The following is a 19620-nucleotide window of genomic DNA, read 5'->3' as shown; positions in this document are numbered from 1 at the left end:
TCGGGCCGCACGTTCAGGGCTTCGAGGTGATTCGCTTCGTCGCCAACGCGTCGATACCTGGAAAATCCTCATGAACCCGGTCCATAAGGGCTTCCGGATCGTTGGGCATAAGGTAGATCCTCATCGTCCAGGCTTGTTCAGCGGCCGGAGCGTCGACCGGCAACCATTTGGGCCGAGTGTGTAGGCAATCATGCCAGGCCTGGCACATCAGGTCCGCCGAATCGTCCGCCAGGGCAATCAGAAACGACCCGTCTCGTGATACCGTCCCAATGACCGGCACCACATACCGGTCGGAACTCGTATCCGCCCAGGCGTCGGGCTTCGGTTCCGGACGTTCCCGCCAGACGCCGACGTAGTTCTGAACCCACGGAGGATTGTTTTCCGGATCGGATGCCGGGCGAGCCGGGATTTTCCGTCGTTCCGTCTGATCGAGGAAGGTGCGGCCCTGCTCCGTGAAGATGAAGCATCGTTCAACGAATCCCGGGTATCCTTTACCATCTTCCCCCGAACGATCGCTGCGGAATCGCGCCGCACTTCGCAGCTGGAAACACAGGTTGGGTATCGGCAGGACGTCGGGCAGGTTTTCTCGCTCCGTGGGATCCGCCACCGGAGTTGCGCGGATGGCTACCTCTCCCGGAAAAGGAGTCACTTCGGTCCGGAGCCGGAACCTGAAACCCGGTCCCTCGAACCGATGGATCAGAACGACTGCGCCGTCGATGCCCGCTTCCGCACCCAGGAAAGTCGATCCGTCCGTCTCGTAACACCAGGCATCGAAATCGGATCCCGGCAATTCCGGAAATGACCCGGTCAACAGGATCTGATTGACCTCCCGCCGAACGCCCAGACTCGGCAGGAGATCCGGCTGCAGATTGTGCGATCCGCTCAGGATGACCTCACGGAGCGACCGCGTTTTCGAAATGTCGGCTCTCGCCTCGTCGCTCTGAAAGATGCTGTCGACAAAGAGATAGCCCTCCTCATGTCCGCTTCGGTCATCGATCAGGCGAATCCGTGCCCTCTGTCCCAGCCAAGGAGACACATCCCAGCTGTTCCATTGCAGGCGATGAACGTCGGTCGGGGCGGCTGTGCGGACCTCAGTCTCACCAAAGAGCAACGCCAGATAAAGAGGACCCGCCTGTCCTCCGGCGATGAGGAAATTCACAAAGGGTCGTTCGATCGTGAACTCGGGCGAGGTCAGGGTGCCTTCGAGGGCGTATCCGCCCAGATTACTGTTCGCGAACCCGACGCCCTCAAAGCCGGAAACACCATCGGCATCCTCGGTATCCGTTCCGGCCGGACCCAAGGCAAAAGCCTCACCCTCCACAAGCCAGTTTCCATAATCATTCTCTTCGAAGTCAGCGATCGTCAGATCGGGTCCACTGCCAGAAAGTGGCGCGCAGATCAGAAGACAAAAGAGTGGCAAAAGATAGATCGGATTCCGGTTCAAGGGCATGGCAGCGAAGGGTTCAGGGGGTCACTTCAAAGGCACAAAGTTGAGGAGTGTGCAGGAGTCATCTGAGTTGTAGCCCCGGCAGTCCCTTGCCGGGTTTGTCGTGACGAGTCGGCGCCCCAAGAGACTGGGGCGGCTACACCAATACGAACGATCGGAACTGACGCTTACTCAGCATCTTGGTGCCATTCAGGGATTCACTTCAATCTCCGCGTAGCGGACTTCGTGGTGGGTCTTTTCCCAGGTCATTTCCAGCAGGTCGATCCGGTTCGAAGGCAAACTGCCGCCGCGCTCGGTGTTGGTGAAAAACACCGAGCCCATGGGGTGCTGAAGGTCAATCTCCACCTGATCTCCTGGAAGACCGTCTGGACCGATTGACAACAGTCCCGTCCGGTTCCTCCCGGCCACCCGTTCGGTATAGATCATGACAATCGTGCCGTCCGCCAACTGATGCAGGCGGCCCCAGGTCGGCTCCACCTGATCCGCCGCCTCCGCCAGATCGGGATCCATCAGACCCTCAAGTAGGATTTCACGGATGACCTGCTCTCCCTCCCGGATCTGTGCATAAACAATGGAGGCCTCCATCGGCTGACCGGGAAAGAACTCGTCACGCAGATACGGGTACTGGAAGTCACGCCTGAGATAGAGCAGGTGGGCGGTTCCCTGCCCATCGACCAGCAGGTCAAGGTGACGCAGACTTCCGGGCTGCTCATCGACCGATTCAATCAGGAGAGGTTCCCTCAGGCCCTGCTCCAGAATGTCCGGACTCCAGGTGTGGTAGAGCCGGCGAAAGGCATAGTCGTGGTGGACCTGACGGACCCGGAATTTCGCCTCGCGCCATTCGTCCACCGGTTCCGCTATGTCACTCACCGCGAAGACATGTACGCGACAGTCGCGCACATGCACGCTGGCATAGAGGCTGCGCAAAGGGAAGCCGAGCGGCGTCAGCGGATGCCACCGCCCTTCCGGATCCAGGTAGCTCGGATGGTAGAGTTCGGAGTCTGGATCCTGGACCAGGACAAAGACCTCACTCTTCCCGGGATTGACCGCAATGGCGCGGTAGGTGTGCTCTCGGAGAACCGGGTCCCCCGCAAAAACCGGATCCAGGGCGAACGTCTCCGGGTCCCGCCGGGTCGACGGAAAGGCGAGAAGATGGGGCCGGGAATTCCAGAGGATCGCTTCATTCTCAGGACGGAATTGGCGGAAGCTGACCTTCGGGTTGATGAAGATCGCGAGAGCGATGCTGTTCAGTCGGACAAGAGGGCAAGGTTCCCGTTCAGCAGCAGTGGCCTCCTCCAGGATCACCTCCCAGCCATCGCCGGTTCGCCGGTAAACCTGCCAGATGGTGTTCGCATAGGGCGGAACACCCTCCACCGGCCGGGAAAGCGAAAACCAGACTTCGTCCTTCTGTCGGACGATCATCGGGGAACCGAAATTCCATGATGGCCCGGACCCGTTCCCAAAAACCGGAATCCCGGGATCAATGACGTCCTCCCTCAACACGGTTACGCTCATCCCAAGGCCAATGGACGGGACCAAGGACAGGGCACACAGGGCAAAGTGTGTTCTCATTTCGTCAACTCGTAGCCCAGGTAGCGCATTTCGTGGGAGTCGGCCTCACTGAATGCACCGATCAGGTCGAGGTGACGGCCGGCATCAGAACCGCTCCGTGGCGTGTTCGTGAAAAAGGCGCCGGTGAACGGTCGCTTGGCCGGCAATCGGATCGTTTGTTCAACTGTCCCCTCATCCGACAGCAGGGAAAGGAAGAGACCGGACTCAACCCGGCTCTCGCCGCCACGCCAGCTGCCGGAAGTGACAACACCGAGGTGCCCATCCGGCAGCGGATGGAAGCGTCCAAGGTGGAGTTTCATCGAATCCTGATCGGTCGCCCCACCCTCTTCAGCCGAGCCACTGAAAAGTGTCTGTCGCAGGATTACCTGCCCCTGATCGACCACCGCATATTCGATTGATACCGTCATGGGCTGGCCGGGAAAGAACCGGTCGCGCATGAAGGCGTATTGATGGTTCTGTTTCAAATAGAGGAGATGCGCCCGACCGTTCCCGTCGATGAAGAGGTCCAGATTGCGCATGGAACCGGCCGTTTCGTCAACCGAGTCGATTTCGATCGGTTCAACAAATCCGTTGGTTTCCAGATCCGACGACCAACTGTAGAAGAGTCGGCGGAAGGCGTAATCCCATTCCCGATTGAGGACCTCGAACTTTGCCCGCCGCCACGCTTCGACCGGCTCCACGATATCGCCGATGGCAAGCACGTGGGCCGCCCCGTCCTTCAGGGCGACCTGAGGGTAACAGGAGCGGATGGGGAATTCCAGCAGAGGAAGCGGATGCCACTGACCGTTTCGATCCAACCAAGTCGGTTGATAATGCTCGTCGGTCTGCTCAATCACCATCAGGAGCAACTCGCGGTTTGCGCGATCGACTCCCAGCCCCCGGTAGGAGTGCTGACTGAAGCGGGCTCCGACCGGAAAAACCGGATGGAGGTCGGTGTAGACGCGGTCCTCATGCCCGCTCTCCCCGGTGTTGATGGTGAACAGGCCGGGCTGGCACACCCAGGGCACATCGCCGTGACCGTCCTGAAACGGCTTGGGCATGATCGCCGGCTGAATGGACAGCACCACTTCCCCCTTGGCCAGCAGCCCGATGGGACAGGGCTCTCTTTCCCGCGCTTCACCACCCCGATGTAGCTCCGACCAGACCCCGCTATCCCGGCGCCACAATTCCCAGTGGGCATTGCAGTAGGGCGGGTAACCCTCATCGGGCCTCAGAAGAGAGAGGTAGAGTTCGCTGCCATCCCGAACCAGGATGGTCGATCCGTAGCACCAGAGCGGTGAGGCCCCGTTGTGCGGCGACGGAACCGTTTCAATGGTTTCCTCGACCACGAGCCTGATCTCAACCGCATCGACGGGAACAACCAGGGTCAACAGGACGATACCGCCAAGGAGATTGCGGAAAATCATGTTCTTCAGGGGATCACCTCCAGGCCTTGCGGATCCCGGCGGCCTGAGCTTCCGAATGACGCAGGGCACTCCGTCCGATGACTTCCGGCGGCCGCCCCTCCCAGGACCACCGGATGTCAAAAAACCCGAGACCGCCTGAAGGCAGCTGGAATCGTACCTCGATCGGATAGGGCTTGCCCGCCTCCATCCCGAGTTCGGCCGTGGCCGCTCCGGGGAGATCCTCCGGCCCGATCAGGGTCCTGCCGTCAATGATCAAGGTGGTCACCTGGTCCGATTCGACCTCAAAGGCGACCCGGCCGTCGACCGGCCCCACCAGGAAACCCTCCCAGATACCGGCCCAATCGTTGCCCCGCCGGTCCACCGCGTTGTCATAGTGAAGCGAGAGTCGCTCGATTGCGTATTCACCTTGTGGATTCAGGAATTGCGCGTTGCCGTAGAAGGTGCCGACCAGACCGGGTTCAACCGGATCGGTGTAGCCTTCCGGCAACGGCGCACCTTCCGGCAGATCGACGAACCCCAGGCTGTCGACCGGCAGAACGAGGCTTACCCGGTCGCCCAATCCTTCTTTCAGAAAGGGAAGATCATAGACCCGCAGGACACCCTGGACCGTATTGGCCAGTTGATGAAACGAACGCTCCCGCACAAGAATGTCCTCCCAGGATTCGATTGAACCACGAATCGTCGTCCGTCCGATGAGGTCGGGCTCAAGAAACGCCGCGTGCAGAGCGGCCACACCGATCTGTCCTTCGGCTTGAAGATCGACGGCGGCCGCTGCGCCTTCACCCCCGGCGGCGACGTAACGGACCGCCCGCAGGATGTCCTCGACCCGCAGGCCGAGGAAGGATTCGCCCAGGAGATAGGCACCATAAACGTCCTCCTGGTCGAAGCCAAAAAAGTCGCCCTGAAGGTTTTGACCGGTCTGCCGGGTCTCCCCGGTTCCCCGTATATCGACGGCCACAATCCGGCGACCCAGTCGGGCCTCATGCTCGAGTAGCGAACCCGTCTCAACCGAACGCGCGGCGCCGTCCGGGCCCACCACGATCAGCGGAGGCTGAGCGGACGGATGGCGCGGGACAAGTTCCACCACCGGAAGGAAAAGGCCCTCCTCCGTTTCCAGAAGGATCCGACGCCGGGTGTAGTCGCCGTGATCGGTCGATCCCAGGTCATGCACCTCCGGCAGGGGCAGGTCCGCCATTTCCCGGATACCGACAACCGCGCGCACGGCCTTTCTCTGATCGGCCGGGGAGCTCTCGTTCCAGGTCCGGTCGCGCTCCGGCCGCAGGGCTTCCAGCTTTTCCCGGAAGAGATCGAAGACCGAACGGGCCCCGTCCAGGTCCAGGACCTGACCGGTCGGGGTGACCCGCAATTCCTGTTCCGAAAAGAGTGCCAATTCCGGTTCCACGATCGCCGAGTTGTCCGCGTTCAGCCAGAGATTGATCCAGCGGATGGCGGCCTCGCGCTGAGTCCGGTCGTAGTTGTGGCCCTCGTTGTTTTCGAGGATGTCGGCCCGCTCCGAATACCCGAGATCCGTGTAGCGGCGCTTGATGAAGCGGAAGCCCTCCCAGACCGCATCGATCGGGAAGAAATCATGAGTCGAGGCCAGGATCTTGACCGGAGCGGGCGCGCGCATCAGGTAGAACGACGGGTGCTCCAGACCGATGGCCAACTGGGCGTAGATCATCTGCTCGGCATCGCCCATCGAATCATACAGCTGGCGGTTCAGGAGATGGACGTAGCAACTCGGAGCGGCGACTTTCAACCGCTCATCCAGGGCGAAGAGGAACGAGGTCTGGGTGCCGCCACCGCTGTTCCCGGTGACCGCCAGACGGTCCGGGTCGACCTCCGGCCTGCTCTCCAGGTAATCAAGGGCCCGCATGCCATCCCAGATGAAGGTCCGGATCAGACCCTCGCCCAGCAGGATGGCGGCCACCCCTTCCTGCATGTGCATGTGGGTTCCGTAATAGGGCCGACTGCCGTCTTCTCTCTGAAACTGCATCCGCTCGCTCTGGTCCAATGGATCGAAGACGAGGCCGACGAAACCATTCAGTGCCAGGAGAGCCCCCATCGATTGGTACTCGTGGTGGGCCTTGGCCTCGATCGCATGGCCGCAGGGAACGAGAACCCCTGCATAGGGTGGAGCGAACCGTTCGCTGTCCGGCAGATAGAGGTTGGCCGTCACGTGGAACCCGGGTTGCGACTCCAGAAGGATCTTCTCAACCCTGAATCCCGGTCGTTCCACCGTCCCGGTCACCCGGGCGTTGAGCGGGGTCCGTTCCGGGAGACCGCCGATGGATTCGAGCAGGGCCTCCCTGAGAACACGATGATGCGCCTCCCAGCCACCCTCTTTCTGCAGGCGAAGGAAATCCGCCTGCCAGTCTCCGTAGGCAGCCTTGATCCGTTCCCGCATCCACGTTTCCACCATCCTCTCCGGGGCGACGCCATTGGGGAGGGTGCCGGATACTACAGTGAGTGATTCCTGGGATTGGGCTGAGGTCATCAACAAGAGGGTGGAGGCGATTCCGAGCACTCTTCTTCGGATGCGGACTCTGCCGCGAATGTTATGGAACATGGGTTTTTCAGGAACGTCGACACAGCGACGTTGCGACAAGGATCACATCTTCTCTGCAGCCACTTCCCTGTGTCGAAGGGCCACCGTCGGGTCGCGGCGGGATTTCCGAATCTCGATCATTGGGTCAGAAACTGCATGCCGAAGAGCCGCGAGCCGCGCATCCGGAAGACCAGCTGCACCGTCCGTCCCTGCAGGGCCGAAACATCGGATCCCCCGTGCAACCACTCGACATTCTTGTCGAAGAAATCCCCATTCAGGTAGATGCAGTCATCGAGGTTGAAACCCGGGATCGGCCGGCCGTCCTCATCGATGAAACCGACCTGGACATAGCCGAGGGAATCCGTGTCCACGTTCACGGACAGACGGTTGCCTTCGAAGGTGAAAGGCCTGGTCGTGAGATACCCGTAATGGTCGTAGGGCGACTCCACTGCGACAAACCGATCGAGTTCCTGCACCACGCGGAAGACCGAGGAGGAGCCGTCCTCCTTCACATAAGTGGAGTGGTAGATCTCGGTTCCATAATAATACTGCCAGATCTCATGGCCGCGACGGATCATGCCCTCGGCCATATACGCCTGGTGGATTTCGCGGTCCCCGTGGTCGCCCAGGCCCACATAGGCCGGCCGGGGAAATCGCTTCCAGCTCTCGCCGTCACGGCTGACCGCAAGCTGGGTTTCCACTGTTCCCGAACCCAGCAACCGCGCCGGATCCATCAGGACATGGCGCTGCGGAGGACCGTTCTCCTCTTCATAGTCAAAATACATGACCGGAAAGGCCAGGTAGGTGTCGGGCGCCCACGGATACTTGTGGGCCTTGGGCACGTAGACACCGCTCCCCACCGGATCGAAGCCGTCGATGGGAAAGAATACGGAGGGGTACTCGATCCCGAAATCACCCGGAGTGAGGGGACCATTGTCCAGCCACCAAGGCTGAATCGGCCGCAACCTTGTCGTCTTGGCAATCTCCCAGATCTCCTCCGCGCTCTGCGGGGTGAAGGGCCAGGGATGATACGGGTCCGTTGCGGTGGTCATGACGAATTCCCGCTGGGTGGCGCCCCCGGCCGACTGACGAAAGCCGGTTCGCTGATAGGCGACATAGCGCTGGCGCTGGTCGTCGTAGAAAAAACTCGTCTGCGAGCCCGAGCGGAAGGAGAGCGCGGCTGTCCGGACCCGCTTCCACTTCCAGCCATCCGGTGAGGTGTAAAGGTAGGTTCCTCTCGAATCATAACCGCTCAGGTATTTCCAGCGGTGTTCGGGCGGGCCGTTCGGGTCGATGAAAGGTGAACCCATGCCCACGGACTCCGCGATGACAATATTGGGATGACCCTTGTGATGGATTCCCGTGTCGGGGATCTCGAAATGGATTCCGTCATCGGAGATCCGCACACCGAGATAATCATCGGCCAGGCCGTTGAACATGCGGATGCGCCCGTCCTCATCTTCCACAAAAGTGAGGTGCTTGCGGAACGGGGGAACGATTCCTTCCATCACCCGCTCCGCTTTGCGCGGCGGGTTGGGCACCCAGGTGAGGTTTTCCTGGTCCGCGACAAAGGCGGCATCAATAAAGAGGTGCTTGCGCCCTCCCAGCGGAATGACCGCGTGGGCTTCGGCACCCTTGCCGAAGAGCGGCGCCGGGCCGGCCAGCAGTTCCGGCTCCGGATAGGAAGGCACCAGGCTGCCGGGCGGGACGAAGTCCTTTTCATAAACCCGGCCCCGGGAAATCCGCAGCTCATCAATCGCCCCGGGCAACGGATGATTCCAGAGCCCGTCGCGCCCGACTGAAAGATAGGCCTCTTCCCCGGATGGGAGCGCCTTGAGTTCGGCGCGGGCCGGCGCCGCCTGCTTCCGACCATTCACGTAATGGGTCACCCGATTCGCCCGGGCATCATGGACAAAGGCGAGGTGAATCCAGCTGCCGTCCGCGGCGGAAAGAGCCTGCCCGTCACTGGCAATGGCCAACTCGGTGGCAGAGGGCTGATTGACCAGGGTGAATCCGTCTCCGGCCCCATTCAACTCGAGACGGGTCACCACATCGTTCTCGCCGCGCGGACCCGTTCCGATCTCCAGGATGACCCCGGACTCACCGGTAGGTCCACGGGGCTGGAACCACAATTCCACCGTCCAGTCAAAATCCCCCAGGTTCAGGTCCCCGGCTGTTGGATTGAGATAACCAACCTCCTTGCGCAAATGGTATTCCCCGCCGGTCATCAGGGCGGCAAAGCCGGCTCCGCTCCAGGAAAGCGGAGGGACCGTCCGTCCCTTCGCCGGATCGAACGAAATGAGTCCGAATTCGGTCGCCTCCTCCGGCAGCTTGGAAGGATCCAGTGGGCCCTTCTGACCGGTCTCATGCCGGAAGAGCTCTTCCAGCCGACGGAGCGATTCATCAACCGGTTCCTGGTCCTCGATGCTGAGCGCATTCCCATACCGGCCCGGAATCAGCCTGGCCCCCAAGCCCATCGTCAGCGGAGCATTCAGGCCCTCCACCGTGTCGAGTGTATGACTGGGATACATTCCGAGAGTCTCATCAAATCCCCAGAGAGCGACTGTCTCGGAATCAGCCTGGAGCCGACCCGCGGGAAAAACCGATGCCAACGCCAAAGCCGTGAGCAGGGGAAGCGGCCGGAGGTCGCGAGAAGAAGGAAAACGGAGAGGATTCATTGTTTGACAAATGCGGTGAAGGTGAACGGAAGATCCAGGATAACGCCTCCGTTTCACCGTGAAATTGACGGGAACGGGCCTGAGCGGTTGGGGATTGAAGTTTGCTGAAAGTCTCAGTGGAATGGAGCAGTCGGACTCAAGACAGGCTTGATCTTTTCATCAAGCTAAAAGGTATTTCATCACTATTTCATCACCTCGTTTCGCTCTGACCCCCCTTCTGGTCGTCCACCTGCCTCCTCGGAATCTCCAATCATGTCTCCCTCCAAGCCTGCCGCCATCCTTCTCAGCGACCTCACGAACTGCACCCCTAAGGCCCGATTGACCCGCACGTTCGAAGACGGGCGCTGGCAATTGACCGACTATGAAACCGTCGACGGGGCTTCCGGCGTGATGGTCACCGCTTTCCCCGATCACGACAGCGGCACCCTGACCCTGCCTCTCGAGCTGAAAGGCCCCTACCGGATCTATCTCGGGATCAACTACACCAAGCCCCAGCATGTCGACTGGTCACCTTATGGGGAACTCGCGGTCAAGCTGGACGGTGATTTCGGATACTCGCGGGTCGGGGCGGAAAACATGCGCCAGCACGCCGGTCACCTCCCGCCGAAGATGGGGATCGTCAACGAGATCTACAAGTCGATCCAGGAGGCCTACTGGAAGACGGCCGACCTGACCGGGCGATCAATCCACTTTCGCCAACCCGGTCCGCCCTACAACGGACCGGAATGGCTGGGATTTTCCAACCTCGCCTACGTGAAGCTGGTCCCCCTCACCGATGGCGAGATCGAATCCTGGAAGCGCGAGGCCCCGACGGCCACGACCAGATGCCTGGCCCAGCTCTTCTGCACCGGTCAGCTGACCGGCCATACGGCGGGCACGAGAACCTATCATCCCACCAGCGAGGAATGGTTTCGCGAGGAGATCACCCCGCTCATCGATTCGGACTTCGGCATCCTCGTCTTTGAGGCCCTGCGGGGAAGCTACGCCAGTTATCGGACGAAAATCGGCTACCTCGGGACAGAGGCGGACCAATGGGAGGATGATTGGGTCGATCCCCTTGAAGTGCTGACCCGGCTCTCCCATGAAAACGGCCTGAAGATCTTCGCCAGTCTCCGGATGATCAGCGTGCAGTACCCGATGAACCGGGCCCCCATCGCCCGGGCCAAACACTTCCATCAGATGCCGCAGTTTGCCAAGCAGGACCGCCACGGCCGCCCCCTGACCGGCCTCAGCCTGGCCTATCCCGAGGTGCGCGCCTATTGGCTCTCCCTGCTTCGGGAGACCCTCGAATACGGGACCGATGGAATCCAACTGCACCTCAACCGGGCCAATCCCTTTGTCCTCTATGAAGAGCCGGTTGTGGACTCCTTCCGCAAAAAACATGGCATCGACCCCCGGGAGCTGCCGGAGAATGATCCGCGCTTCCTCGCCCACCAGGCCGGCTACGTCACTCAATTCGTTCGTGAAGTCCGGCTCCTGCTCGACGAACGCCCGAATCGGGAGCTGGCCGTCACCTTTTACGGGGAACCGCACAAGTACGACCGGGATGCCAATCCCTACCATCCGATCCGTTACGGCTGCGCGGTCGAAGACTGGATTCGGGAAGGCCTGGTCGACTACCTGATGCCCTCGCCGAAGATCAGTCCCGAATTCATCCGACAGTGGCGTGAACTGGGCGGTGACCGGCTTCATATCTGGCCCGATCTGATGCCCCGGACCCAGCCGGCGGAAATGTACGCGCGGCTGGCAGGCAAGTACTACGAGGCCGGAGCCGACGGGTTCTGTCTCTGGGACGGCGAACGCCGCCCCCAGCGGATCAGCGAGTGGGCGGCCGTCCGCCGCCTCGGTCACCGCGACCAGCTTGACCGGCTCATGGCCGAGGCCCCCGGATGGTACCGGAAGGTCGACCTGGCCATGCTCGGCGGTTTCTCCGCCCGGGAGTCGTTTCACGACGGGTGAGGTCGGTCCCGAGCAATACGTAGTTTTCTCGGACATTACCAGGTCAGATCGATCCTTCGGCTCATGAATTGCTTCTTCTGCTCGTCAGTTTCTTCGATGTAGTCGCCCCAGTCTCTTGGGGCGTTCCGACGTCGATTCGCGGCAAGAGACTGCCGCGGCTACAACTCGAGGTTCCTTGGGAACCCGGGACAACCTGGAGCCCGTCGCCAGTCCGAAGCAATCATTCCGGACGCCAAACAAAACGTAGCATACTACGTAGGGTTTTCAATGCCGAAACAAACCATAGCATGCTACGGTTTGTTTCCACCTGCAGCCGAGTTCTCCCGTCAGACTCAATCCGCAAACTGCAGCGCGAACAGACGGGCGCCCCGCATCCGGATGATCAACCGCACGGGTTGGCCGGCCAGAGCCGAAAGGTCGGAGCCCCGGTCCAGCCATTGCACCGTGGCGTCGAGATCGTTCCCGTTGACATAGATACAATCGTCCAACCCGTAGCCCTCGAGGGGGCGGCCATCACCCGCGACCAGCCCGACCTGCAGAAATCCGGTCGCCCCGGTATCCACGTTCAGACTCAGGCGCCTTCCATCAAAAATCAGGGGACGACTCATCAGCAGGCCTTCCTCATCGTAGGGGGCCTCGGCCGCGACAAACCGGTCCAACCGGTTGACCGTCCGGAAGACGCCGCGACGCCCGTCCGGTCGCGACTTGCGGCCCGAATGGTATTCCTCGGTGTTGTAGGAGTACATCCAGATCTCGTCGCCGCGTCGCACCATTCCGTGTGCGATGTAGTTCTGGTGGATGTCAAGACCGTCGGTCCGGCCGACATTGAGCCAGACCGGCCGCGGATGCCGGCTCCAGTCAACACCGTTGCGGCTCGACATCAACTGGATCTCCAATGGTCCGGATCCGCGCGCTTGTTCCTCGGTCCCCAGTGCCCGTCGCCCGGCCGGACCCTCCTCGTAGTGGTAGTAGACGCACGGAAAGGCGAGATAGGTGTCCGGAGCCCATGGGTACTTGACTGCCTTCGGCACATAGATGTCGGTCGAATCCGGGTCGAAGCCATCGCGGAGCGCGAAAACCGTCGGGTATTCGATGCCTATGCCTCCGGGGGTCAGCGGACCATTGTCGAGAAACCAGGGCCGGTTGCGATCCAGGCGGGTCGATTCCCCCACCCGGTCGTAGTCGGCCTGGGTGAGCGCCTGGAAGGGCCAGGGCGGTGCCAAAGACTTCACCTCGGTCATGACAAAGCGCCGCTCCGTCCGTGAATGAACGGTCTCCCCGATGTCGGTGCGGTGGTAGCCGACGTAGGCGCCCTTCTGGTCGTCATAGAACATATTGGACTGGGAGCCGGACCACGACGAAAGCGCCGCGGTCGGGCACTTGGTCCAGGCATACCCATCCGGAGAAGTGAAGAGAAAGATGCCCTGTTCGTTCGTCCCGCTGACCAGCTTCCAGCGCTCGGCGGGCGGTGCCAGGGGGTCAATGAATACGGAGGGCGTCCCGACCGAATCCGTCGTCACGATATTGGGGAAGTCCGGTTCGATAGTTGAAATCTCGGGAATGTCGAAGTGAACGCCATCGCGCGAGGTCCGCACCCCCAACCGGTCCTCCTGACCGATCGGATTGTAGATTCGGATCAGACCGTCTTCATCTTCGATCACGGTGAGGTGTTTGCGGAAGGCACCCTTCACTTCATAGACCAGTTCCACCTTCTCGGGCGGATTCGGACGAAATTCCACATTCCGGGACTCGGAGAAGAGGGCATCGTCAATCAGGAGGTGCTTCCGGTTGCCCAGGTCGAGCACCCCGTTATCCGATTGATCCGAGCTTCCGAAAAGCAGAGGCCGGATAATTGACGCCTCCAGCTCCGGTTGGCCACAGGCGGCATTCCCGACCAGGCTTCCCGGAGGTTGGAAATCGTCGCCATAGCGCAATCCGCGGGAAAAGCGCAACTCGTCGATCGATCCCGGCAACGGCTGGTTCCAGAGACCATCGCGCAGCAGACTGAAGTAGGCCTCCTCGCCTTCGGCCAGGCTCTTCAGCCTGACCCCCGGGACTCGTTCCTGCAGTCGGCCGTTGACGAAATGGGACATCTGGCGGCGCCCGGCATCGTAAACAAAGGCCAGGTGAATCCACCGTCCGGGCTCCCGGAGACTGGCCGCGTCCGAAGGCAGAACGACTTCCGTGTCCGTGGGTTGATTGAGCAGGACAAATCCGGTCCGGTCTCCCCGCAGGATGAGGGCGGTCAGCCGATCGTTCTCTCCCCGCGGGCCCTCGCCAATCTCAAAGACCACTCCGTCCCGATCGGTCCCGCCCCAGGATTGAGGGTAAAGCCAGAATTCAACCGTCCAGTCGAAATCGCCGAGATTGACGCCGGTTTGTGTGACATTGGCGTATTCAAACTCCTGACGCAGGTGTCTCTCACCGCGCGTCATCAGAGCGGCGAACCGCGCATTCATCCAGCTCATGGGCGGAACCGTCCGGTCCGGCGGAGTCGGCAGCTGGGTCAGGCCGAAAAGGACGCTGCCCTCCGGCAGTTCCGGAACCAGCTGCGGGAGCGGCGCTAGGGCATTGCCGAAACGGCCCGGCACCACGCTGCCGCCCAATCCCAGAGCCAGGGTGAATTCCTCCGGCCCCTGGTCGGAGAGGACACTGCTCGGGTACATGCCGACCGGTTCATCGAATGCCCAGAAGGCGACCGTCTCAGCCGAGCGTGCGCAAGGGACAAGAGTGACGGCGGCGAGCACGCACGCCAAGCGACAGATAAGATGGGTTTGTTTCATTTGGTGTGGTCTGATTGAGGAGACAGGCTGCAGAGTCTGAAAAGGAGAGATTTCGTTCAGGTCAGGTCAGGCAATTCATAGCCGGGGCGGGAAATGCCGTCAAAGAGATGATGGACAAGAGCCGCGTCCCCGTCGTCCCCGCCACCGACCGCCTCGATCGTTCCATCCAGAGGGGAAACCTCGAGCCATCGGCCCAGAGTCAGCGGGTTGGACCGCAGATCGACTCCGTGCCGCCCAAGGTGCTTCTCGATCGAATCCAGGCGCCCGGCCGCATAGGGAAAGGATGCCAATTCGGCCCGAATGGAATCGGGCATCGCGGGTCTGCCCACCCGTTGCGAGAGGGTGCTCAGGATGCAGGGCGTGGTCGAGGTGTACCCGGTTTGTATGGACGCGGCCAGTTCCCCCTCCCGGCGACTGCGCACGGCTCCGAGGAAATTGGACAGGTGGCCCGCCCCCCCGTCACCCGGAAAACCCCTGATCCGTTTTCCGGCGTTGTCATAGACCCAGCCTCCGTTGCGTCCGGCAAAGTAGCCGTGCTCACACTGCACCATCACGCCGCTGCGCAGTCCGCGCACGTGGTCCATCGTCTCATCTCCCGGTGAAGCCGGCAGGCCACGTATCTCGTGAAAGACCGGTATGTCCGCATAATCGAAGACGGTCAGGAGGGTGTTGGGAGTCTCGGCGCTGTCCCCGATGGCGAATCGGCCGCCCAGGCTGAGAATCCGGCGGGGCTGCTCCGAATGTCCGGCCATCCAGCGCGCCAGGTCGAAGACATGGACCCCGATATTGGTCGCGTCCCCGTTGCCGGTGTCCCAGAACCAGTGCCAGTCGTAATGCAGCTCGCGGCGCACCAGCGGACGGACCGGGGCGGGACCGCAATAGAGATCGTAATCCAGCCAGTCCGGATACCAGGGCAGCGGGTGCCCGATATCGTCCCTCGGCTTTAAAAAGACTGCGTGGACAAACTGGATCGCCCCCAGGTTTCCTTCCCTCAGGTAGGCCACCACTTCGGGATTCGCGATGTCCGAACGGGCCTGGGTCCCGTGCTGCACGATTCGACCGTACTTCCGGGCGGCCTCGACCATTCTTCGCCCTTCCCGCACCGTCTGGGACAGCGGTTTTTCCACATAAACATCCTTACCGGCCTGGCAGGCCCAGACGGTGAGAAGGGCATGCCAGTGATCGGTCGTGGCAATGAGCAAGGCATCCACGTCCTTGCGTTCGAGCACCTGTCGGGCGTCGGTCGTCAGGAAGACACCGGAAGCCGACGACGGCAGCGCCTCCCGGGCACGGGCCAGCACGACCGGATCGACATCGCAGAGGGCGGCCAGCCGCACTCCCGGCGTGGTCAGCACATTCTGAAGATGATTCGAGCCCTTGCGGCCAAGGCCGATGACGGCGATCCGGATGGCCTCGTTTGATCCGCCCGGCTGGCTCCAGGCCGATCGGCGGCCAAGGCCGAGAGAGAGCGCCCCCAGGGCAGTGGCCGACTTGAGGAAAGTCCTTCGCGAGAGGTTCTGCATGATATCAGCCGGAGTTGGGGTTATCGGAAAGGGAGGCCCGACGCCTGCGCCAGCACTTCCTGGACGAGCCGGTCATGTTGCGGGGAAAAGCCGGTGAGGATGGTGGGGGCGCCTCGTGCCATCCGGGCAAAGTCTTCGAGCTGAGTCCGGTAGCGGCCATTCACGGATGCGATCGGGACCGCGTGCTCGCCGGCCGGATACGCTCCGGCCGGTTCAGCAAGGACCAAGCGGAGCCTGGCCGGCTCCAGGGGCCGGATCTCAACTGTCCCTTTTTCGCCCAAAACGACAAATTGACGCCGGTCGCCTCCACCCACTTCGAAGAGAAGGCTGCGGATGGTGGCCACCGCATCGGAATATTCCAAAACCGCCGTTTCGTTGTCCATGAAAGCATCGTGTTCGGGATGCGAGTTTCGACGGAAAAAGCGGACGTTTTCCGGTCGTCCGAGAATGGCCACTGCCAGATCGAGAAGATGACACCCCAACAGCATCATGGACCCTCCGTAGCTTTCAGCCAGTCCCGGGCGGCGCTCCGCACCGATTGCCTTTCCGATGTCCCCGTGTATGGCGTGGATTTTCCCCAGCCATCCGCTTCGTACAGCCTGGAGACAGAAGGTGAAGGCGGGATGGTAGCGGAACATGTAGCCCATCTGGAGAGTGCGGTGCATCTCAAGGGCCTTTTCCTGGAGCCCGGCCAGACCGGCCAGATCGCGACCCGGCGGTTTGTCGATGTGAACATGCCAACCCTGTGCCAGGGCGCGATCGGCCCAATGGACCAGGCCGGGAAGATCTGTCTCAATCAGAACAGCGTCCACTCCCCCACCCGTGAACAGCTCCTCCTCCGAAAGCCAGCGAGCCCCCTCGAAGTCCCCATCCTCCATGGCCCCCTCGCGATTGACCTGAACGGGCTCAAAGATCCCGACCGGGTCGAAGAACTCCGGAAGATCCTGCAGGGTCCGCCACTTGGCTCCGGCATGGGAATGGTCCGTGCCGATCTGGGCCACGCGAATCGGGCGGGCGGGCAACGTCGCTCCGGAGAGTCGTCCGGCACCGGCCACGGCCAGCGCCGCCACCGAGGCGGATCGGATGAAGGAGCGACGGTCGATGGGTGGGGGCATGGGAGGAAAACCTGCAACTTTCAGCGGACCGTCGGGCAGCCGATGGCATGAAGGTCGTCGCGGATCCGGTCGACCTGGTCCCTGCTCAAGGGGCGGGTCGGCCTCCGGAAAACAGGACTGGAGATCCGGCCCATCAACCAGAGGGCGACCTTCATCCGTTGATGAGCCGAGCACCCGGGCTCCCCGAAGTTGTAGATCAATCGTGCCAGGGGAGCGACCGTCTGCTGCGCCTGCTTGGCCGCTTTCAGGTCGCCGGCCACGCAGGCATCAACCAGGGCAACCATCAGTTCGGGAGCGAATCCGGCAAACCCGATCAGGGCGCCATCGCCGGCTTCCAGGAGGGTTGGCAGGAGATACTCGTCGTGGCAGGTGATGATGGTCACGCGTGGGGCGGCCGCCTTCAGCTGCTCGTAGTCGTAAAGCCAGCGGGCCATGTCACGGGTGCCCATCTTGATGCAGACGACCCGGGGCAGCTTGACCATCTCCAGCATCTCACTGAGCGAATAGCCGACCTTGGTCCAGGACGGGTATTGGTGAATGACAATGTCGATGTCGGCCGCCTCGGCCACATCCTCAACAAAACCGATCGCAGTCGAAGCCGGCCGGCCGAACCGAAGCTGGTAATGGGGCGGCATCAGGAGGATCGCGTCCGCCCCGGCCTCACGGGCCGCCCGGGCGTGTTCCACCGCGACCAGACTTCCCTCCGCGGCGATCCCCGAGATCACCTTGAGCGGCCGCCCGGATTTGCGGACCTCCTCGGCCAGAATGGTCGTGACGCGAACCCGCTCCTCGGGCCGGAGAGCCATGATCTCACCCGTATGGCCGTTGCAGACCAGGCCCTTGAGTCCCGGAATTCCACACAGCCAGGCATAATAGGCACGCAAGCCCTCTTCATCAATCCGCTCATCTGCGAGGAATGGGCAGAGCGTCGCCGCAAAAACCCCCATCCAGGGGTGCTCATGGTAGGTGTTCATCGTTTCATTCATGATCGTTCGCTTGTCAGGGAAGGCTCGGATCGCCCGCTCCCGAAAAGAAGGGTCGCCAGCAGACCGACGGTATAAACCACCGCGTTGCCCAGGAGACCGATCCACAGCGGGTGCAGGGGAAAGACCGGCAGCCAGGACGGCGTCGACGGACCGGACCGCCCGAAGAATCCCCAGAGGATCACCAGGAGACCGGCGATCAGACCCCAGTGAAGATTGCGCGCGGTGCACTTGGGGACGGTCAATCCAAGGAGAAACATCCCGAGGACACCGCCACCGACAATCGAGACGAAATTCAGGGCCGCATCCGCCATCGAATGGATGCGGGTCATACCCATCGCCAGTGCCACCCCGAGCACACCCGCCAGGACGACAATCGATCGGGAGGTGACCAGGTCCCGCCTGTCGCTCCCTCCCGGTTTGAGTTTCCGGCAGTAGTCATCCAGGACCACGGCGCTCAGGCTGTTCAGGTCCGACGAGAGGGTGGACATGGTCGCGGCAACCAGCCCCGAGAGGACCAACCCGGATATCCCGGCCGGGAGTTGATGACCGATGAAGAAGGGATAGACCTTGTCCGGCGTCGAACGCGTGACCTCCGGAAGAAGGTCGGGCCTGAGTTCGTAAAACGACCAGAGCAACGCCCCCAATCCCATGAAAAGGATCCAGACAAAGAGAATGACCCAGGAGGACATCCAGAGCGCACCGGCGGCACCGCGGGCCGAGCCCGCGACCAGATAACGCTGAACCACCGTCTGGTCGGCCACATACTTCTGCAGATAGAAATTGAATCCGAAACAGACCAGGACAACCGCTCCGAGCCGGTTCCACTCAAAGCCACCGGCCGCCAGCCGGAACTTGCCCCCCTCCCAGGCGGTCTCGAGCACGGCCCCCGCTCCGCCCGGTGCCTGCAGGAAAATGAACCCGATACTGAGAAGACCTCCAAAGAGGAGCAATCCGCCCTGGACCACATCCGTCCAGACCACCCCCTCAATCCCGCCGACAAAGGTGTAGGCCACGGTGGCGGCCCCGATCAGGGCGATCAGGAGGAAAATGCTCCATCCCGTCATCTCCGCCAGGGCCAGACAGAGCAGGTAGAGGATGGCCGCCATCTTGCCGAAATGCACAATGAGGAAGGCCAGGTTGCCATAGGCCCGGGCGATCCGGCCAAAACGTGTCTCCAGGTATTCGTAGGCGCTGAGCCGGATCTTTCCCCGAAAGATCGGGATGATCCACCGCACCGAGATCCAGGTCACCACGGGCACTGCGGCCACCGCCATCAGGTACTGCAGGTCGCTGCCAAATGCCTTTCCGGGAAGCGCGAGAAACGCCCAGCTCGAAATGATGGTGGCGAACATCGACATGCCGACCGCCCACCCCGGGAGGCGCCCGCTCCCGAGGAAATAGTGACCCGAACTCACCTGCCGACGCGCAAAACGGGCCCCCAGCCAGACGATCACGCCGAGGTAAAGGAAGACCACAAACCAATCGAGAGGTTTCAGGATACCGGCAGACATCGGGGTTGAAAGTGTCTTGCGGACAGGGATGCCGACACAGAATGCGTCAGGCAGGCGCGTCGTGCCCACCTCCAAGACTGAGATCCTGACGG

The 19620-nt window shown here is 61.7% G+C and carries 11 protein-coding genes; 1 reads left to right on the top strand and 10 read right to left on the bottom strand.

Features of this window, described 5'->3' with window-relative positions; translation table 11 throughout:
- Positions 1-13: 13 nt before the first annotated feature.
- The 5 genes from R3F07_01940 to R3F07_01920 all read right to left on the bottom strand — a co-directional run bounded on the left by R3F07_01940 (position 14) and on the right by R3F07_01920 (position 9651).
- Entirely contained in the window at positions 14-1450 is a 1437-nt protein-coding gene (locus R3F07_01940) for a hypothetical protein (GenBank protein ID MEZ5275125.1), read from the bottom strand.
- Between the two features lie 186 nt (positions 1451-1636).
- Positions 1637-2869 (bottom strand): hypothetical protein, encoded by a 1233-nt coding sequence (locus tag R3F07_01935; protein MEZ5275124.1) that lies wholly within the window; start codon positions 2867-2869, stop codon positions 1637-1639.
- A gap of 146 nt (positions 2870-3015) precedes the next feature.
- Complete coding sequence (locus R3F07_01930) at positions 3016-4425, bottom strand: hypothetical protein (GenBank protein MEZ5275123.1); 1410 nt, start codon at positions 4423-4425, stop codon at positions 3016-3018.
- 13 nt (positions 4426-4438) lie between these two features.
- Positions 4439-6922: a PA14 domain-containing protein gene (locus R3F07_01925; protein MEZ5275122.1), complete on the bottom strand. Its 2484-nt coding sequence runs from the start codon at positions 6920-6922 to the stop codon at positions 4439-4441.
- A 188-nt stretch (positions 6923-7110) separates the two neighbouring features.
- The gene (locus R3F07_01920; protein ID MEZ5275121.1) at positions 7111-9651 is read right to left on the bottom strand and encodes a LamG domain-containing protein; all 2541 of its coding nucleotides are present in this window, start codon (positions 9649-9651) and stop codon (positions 7111-7113) included.
- A 252-nt stretch (positions 9652-9903) separates the two neighbouring features.
- On the opposite strand from R3F07_01920, the gene R3F07_01915 reads away from it, so the two are divergent.
- Positions 9904-11610: a hypothetical protein gene (locus R3F07_01915; GenBank protein MEZ5275120.1), complete on the top strand. Its 1707-nt coding sequence runs from the start codon at positions 9904-9906 to the stop codon at positions 11608-11610.
- A 332-nt stretch (positions 11611-11942) separates the two neighbouring features.
- Here the strand turns inward: R3F07_01915 and R3F07_01910 are convergent, their stop codons facing one another.
- From R3F07_01910 to R3F07_01890, 5 genes are read right to left on the bottom strand one after another with little or no spacing between them, the layout of a single operon-like run.
- Positions 11943-14393 carry a LamG-like jellyroll fold domain-containing protein gene (locus tag R3F07_01910; GenBank protein MEZ5275119.1) on the bottom strand — a complete coding sequence of 817 codons (2451 nt, stop codon included), beginning with the start codon at positions 14391-14393 and terminating at the stop codon, positions 11943-11945.
- A 56-nt stretch (positions 14394-14449) separates the two neighbouring features.
- The gene (locus tag R3F07_01905) at positions 14450-15916 is read right to left on the bottom strand and encodes a Gfo/Idh/MocA family oxidoreductase (GenBank protein MEZ5275118.1); all 1467 of its coding nucleotides are present in this window, start codon (positions 15914-15916) and stop codon (positions 14450-14452) included.
- 20 nt (positions 15917-15936) lie between these two features.
- On the bottom strand, positions 15937-17031 hold the full coding sequence (locus R3F07_01900; GenBank protein ID MEZ5275117.1) for a Gfo/Idh/MocA family oxidoreductase: 1095 nt from the start codon (positions 17029-17031) through the stop codon (positions 15937-15939).
- Positions 17032-17051: 20 nt separating this feature from the next.
- Entirely contained in the window at positions 17052-18017 is a 966-nt protein-coding gene (locus R3F07_01895; GenBank protein MEZ5275116.1) for a dihydrodipicolinate synthase family protein, read from the bottom strand.
- The gene (locus R3F07_01890; GenBank protein ID MEZ5275115.1) at positions 18014-19528 is read right to left on the bottom strand and encodes a sodium/solute symporter; all 1515 of its coding nucleotides are present in this window, start codon (positions 19526-19528) and stop codon (positions 18014-18016) included. Before R3F07_01890 ends, R3F07_01895 begins: the two co-directional genes overlap by 4 nt.
- Between the last annotated feature and the right edge of the window lie 92 nt (positions 19529-19620).

The organism is Opitutaceae bacterium (assembly GCA_041395105.1).
In the GTDB taxonomy this organism is placed as follows: Bacteria; Verrucomicrobiota; Verrucomicrobiia; order Opitutales; family Opitutaceae; genus B12-G4.
Note: the sequence above shows the minus strand (reverse complement) of the source record. Positions and strands in the feature narration are given on the sequence as shown.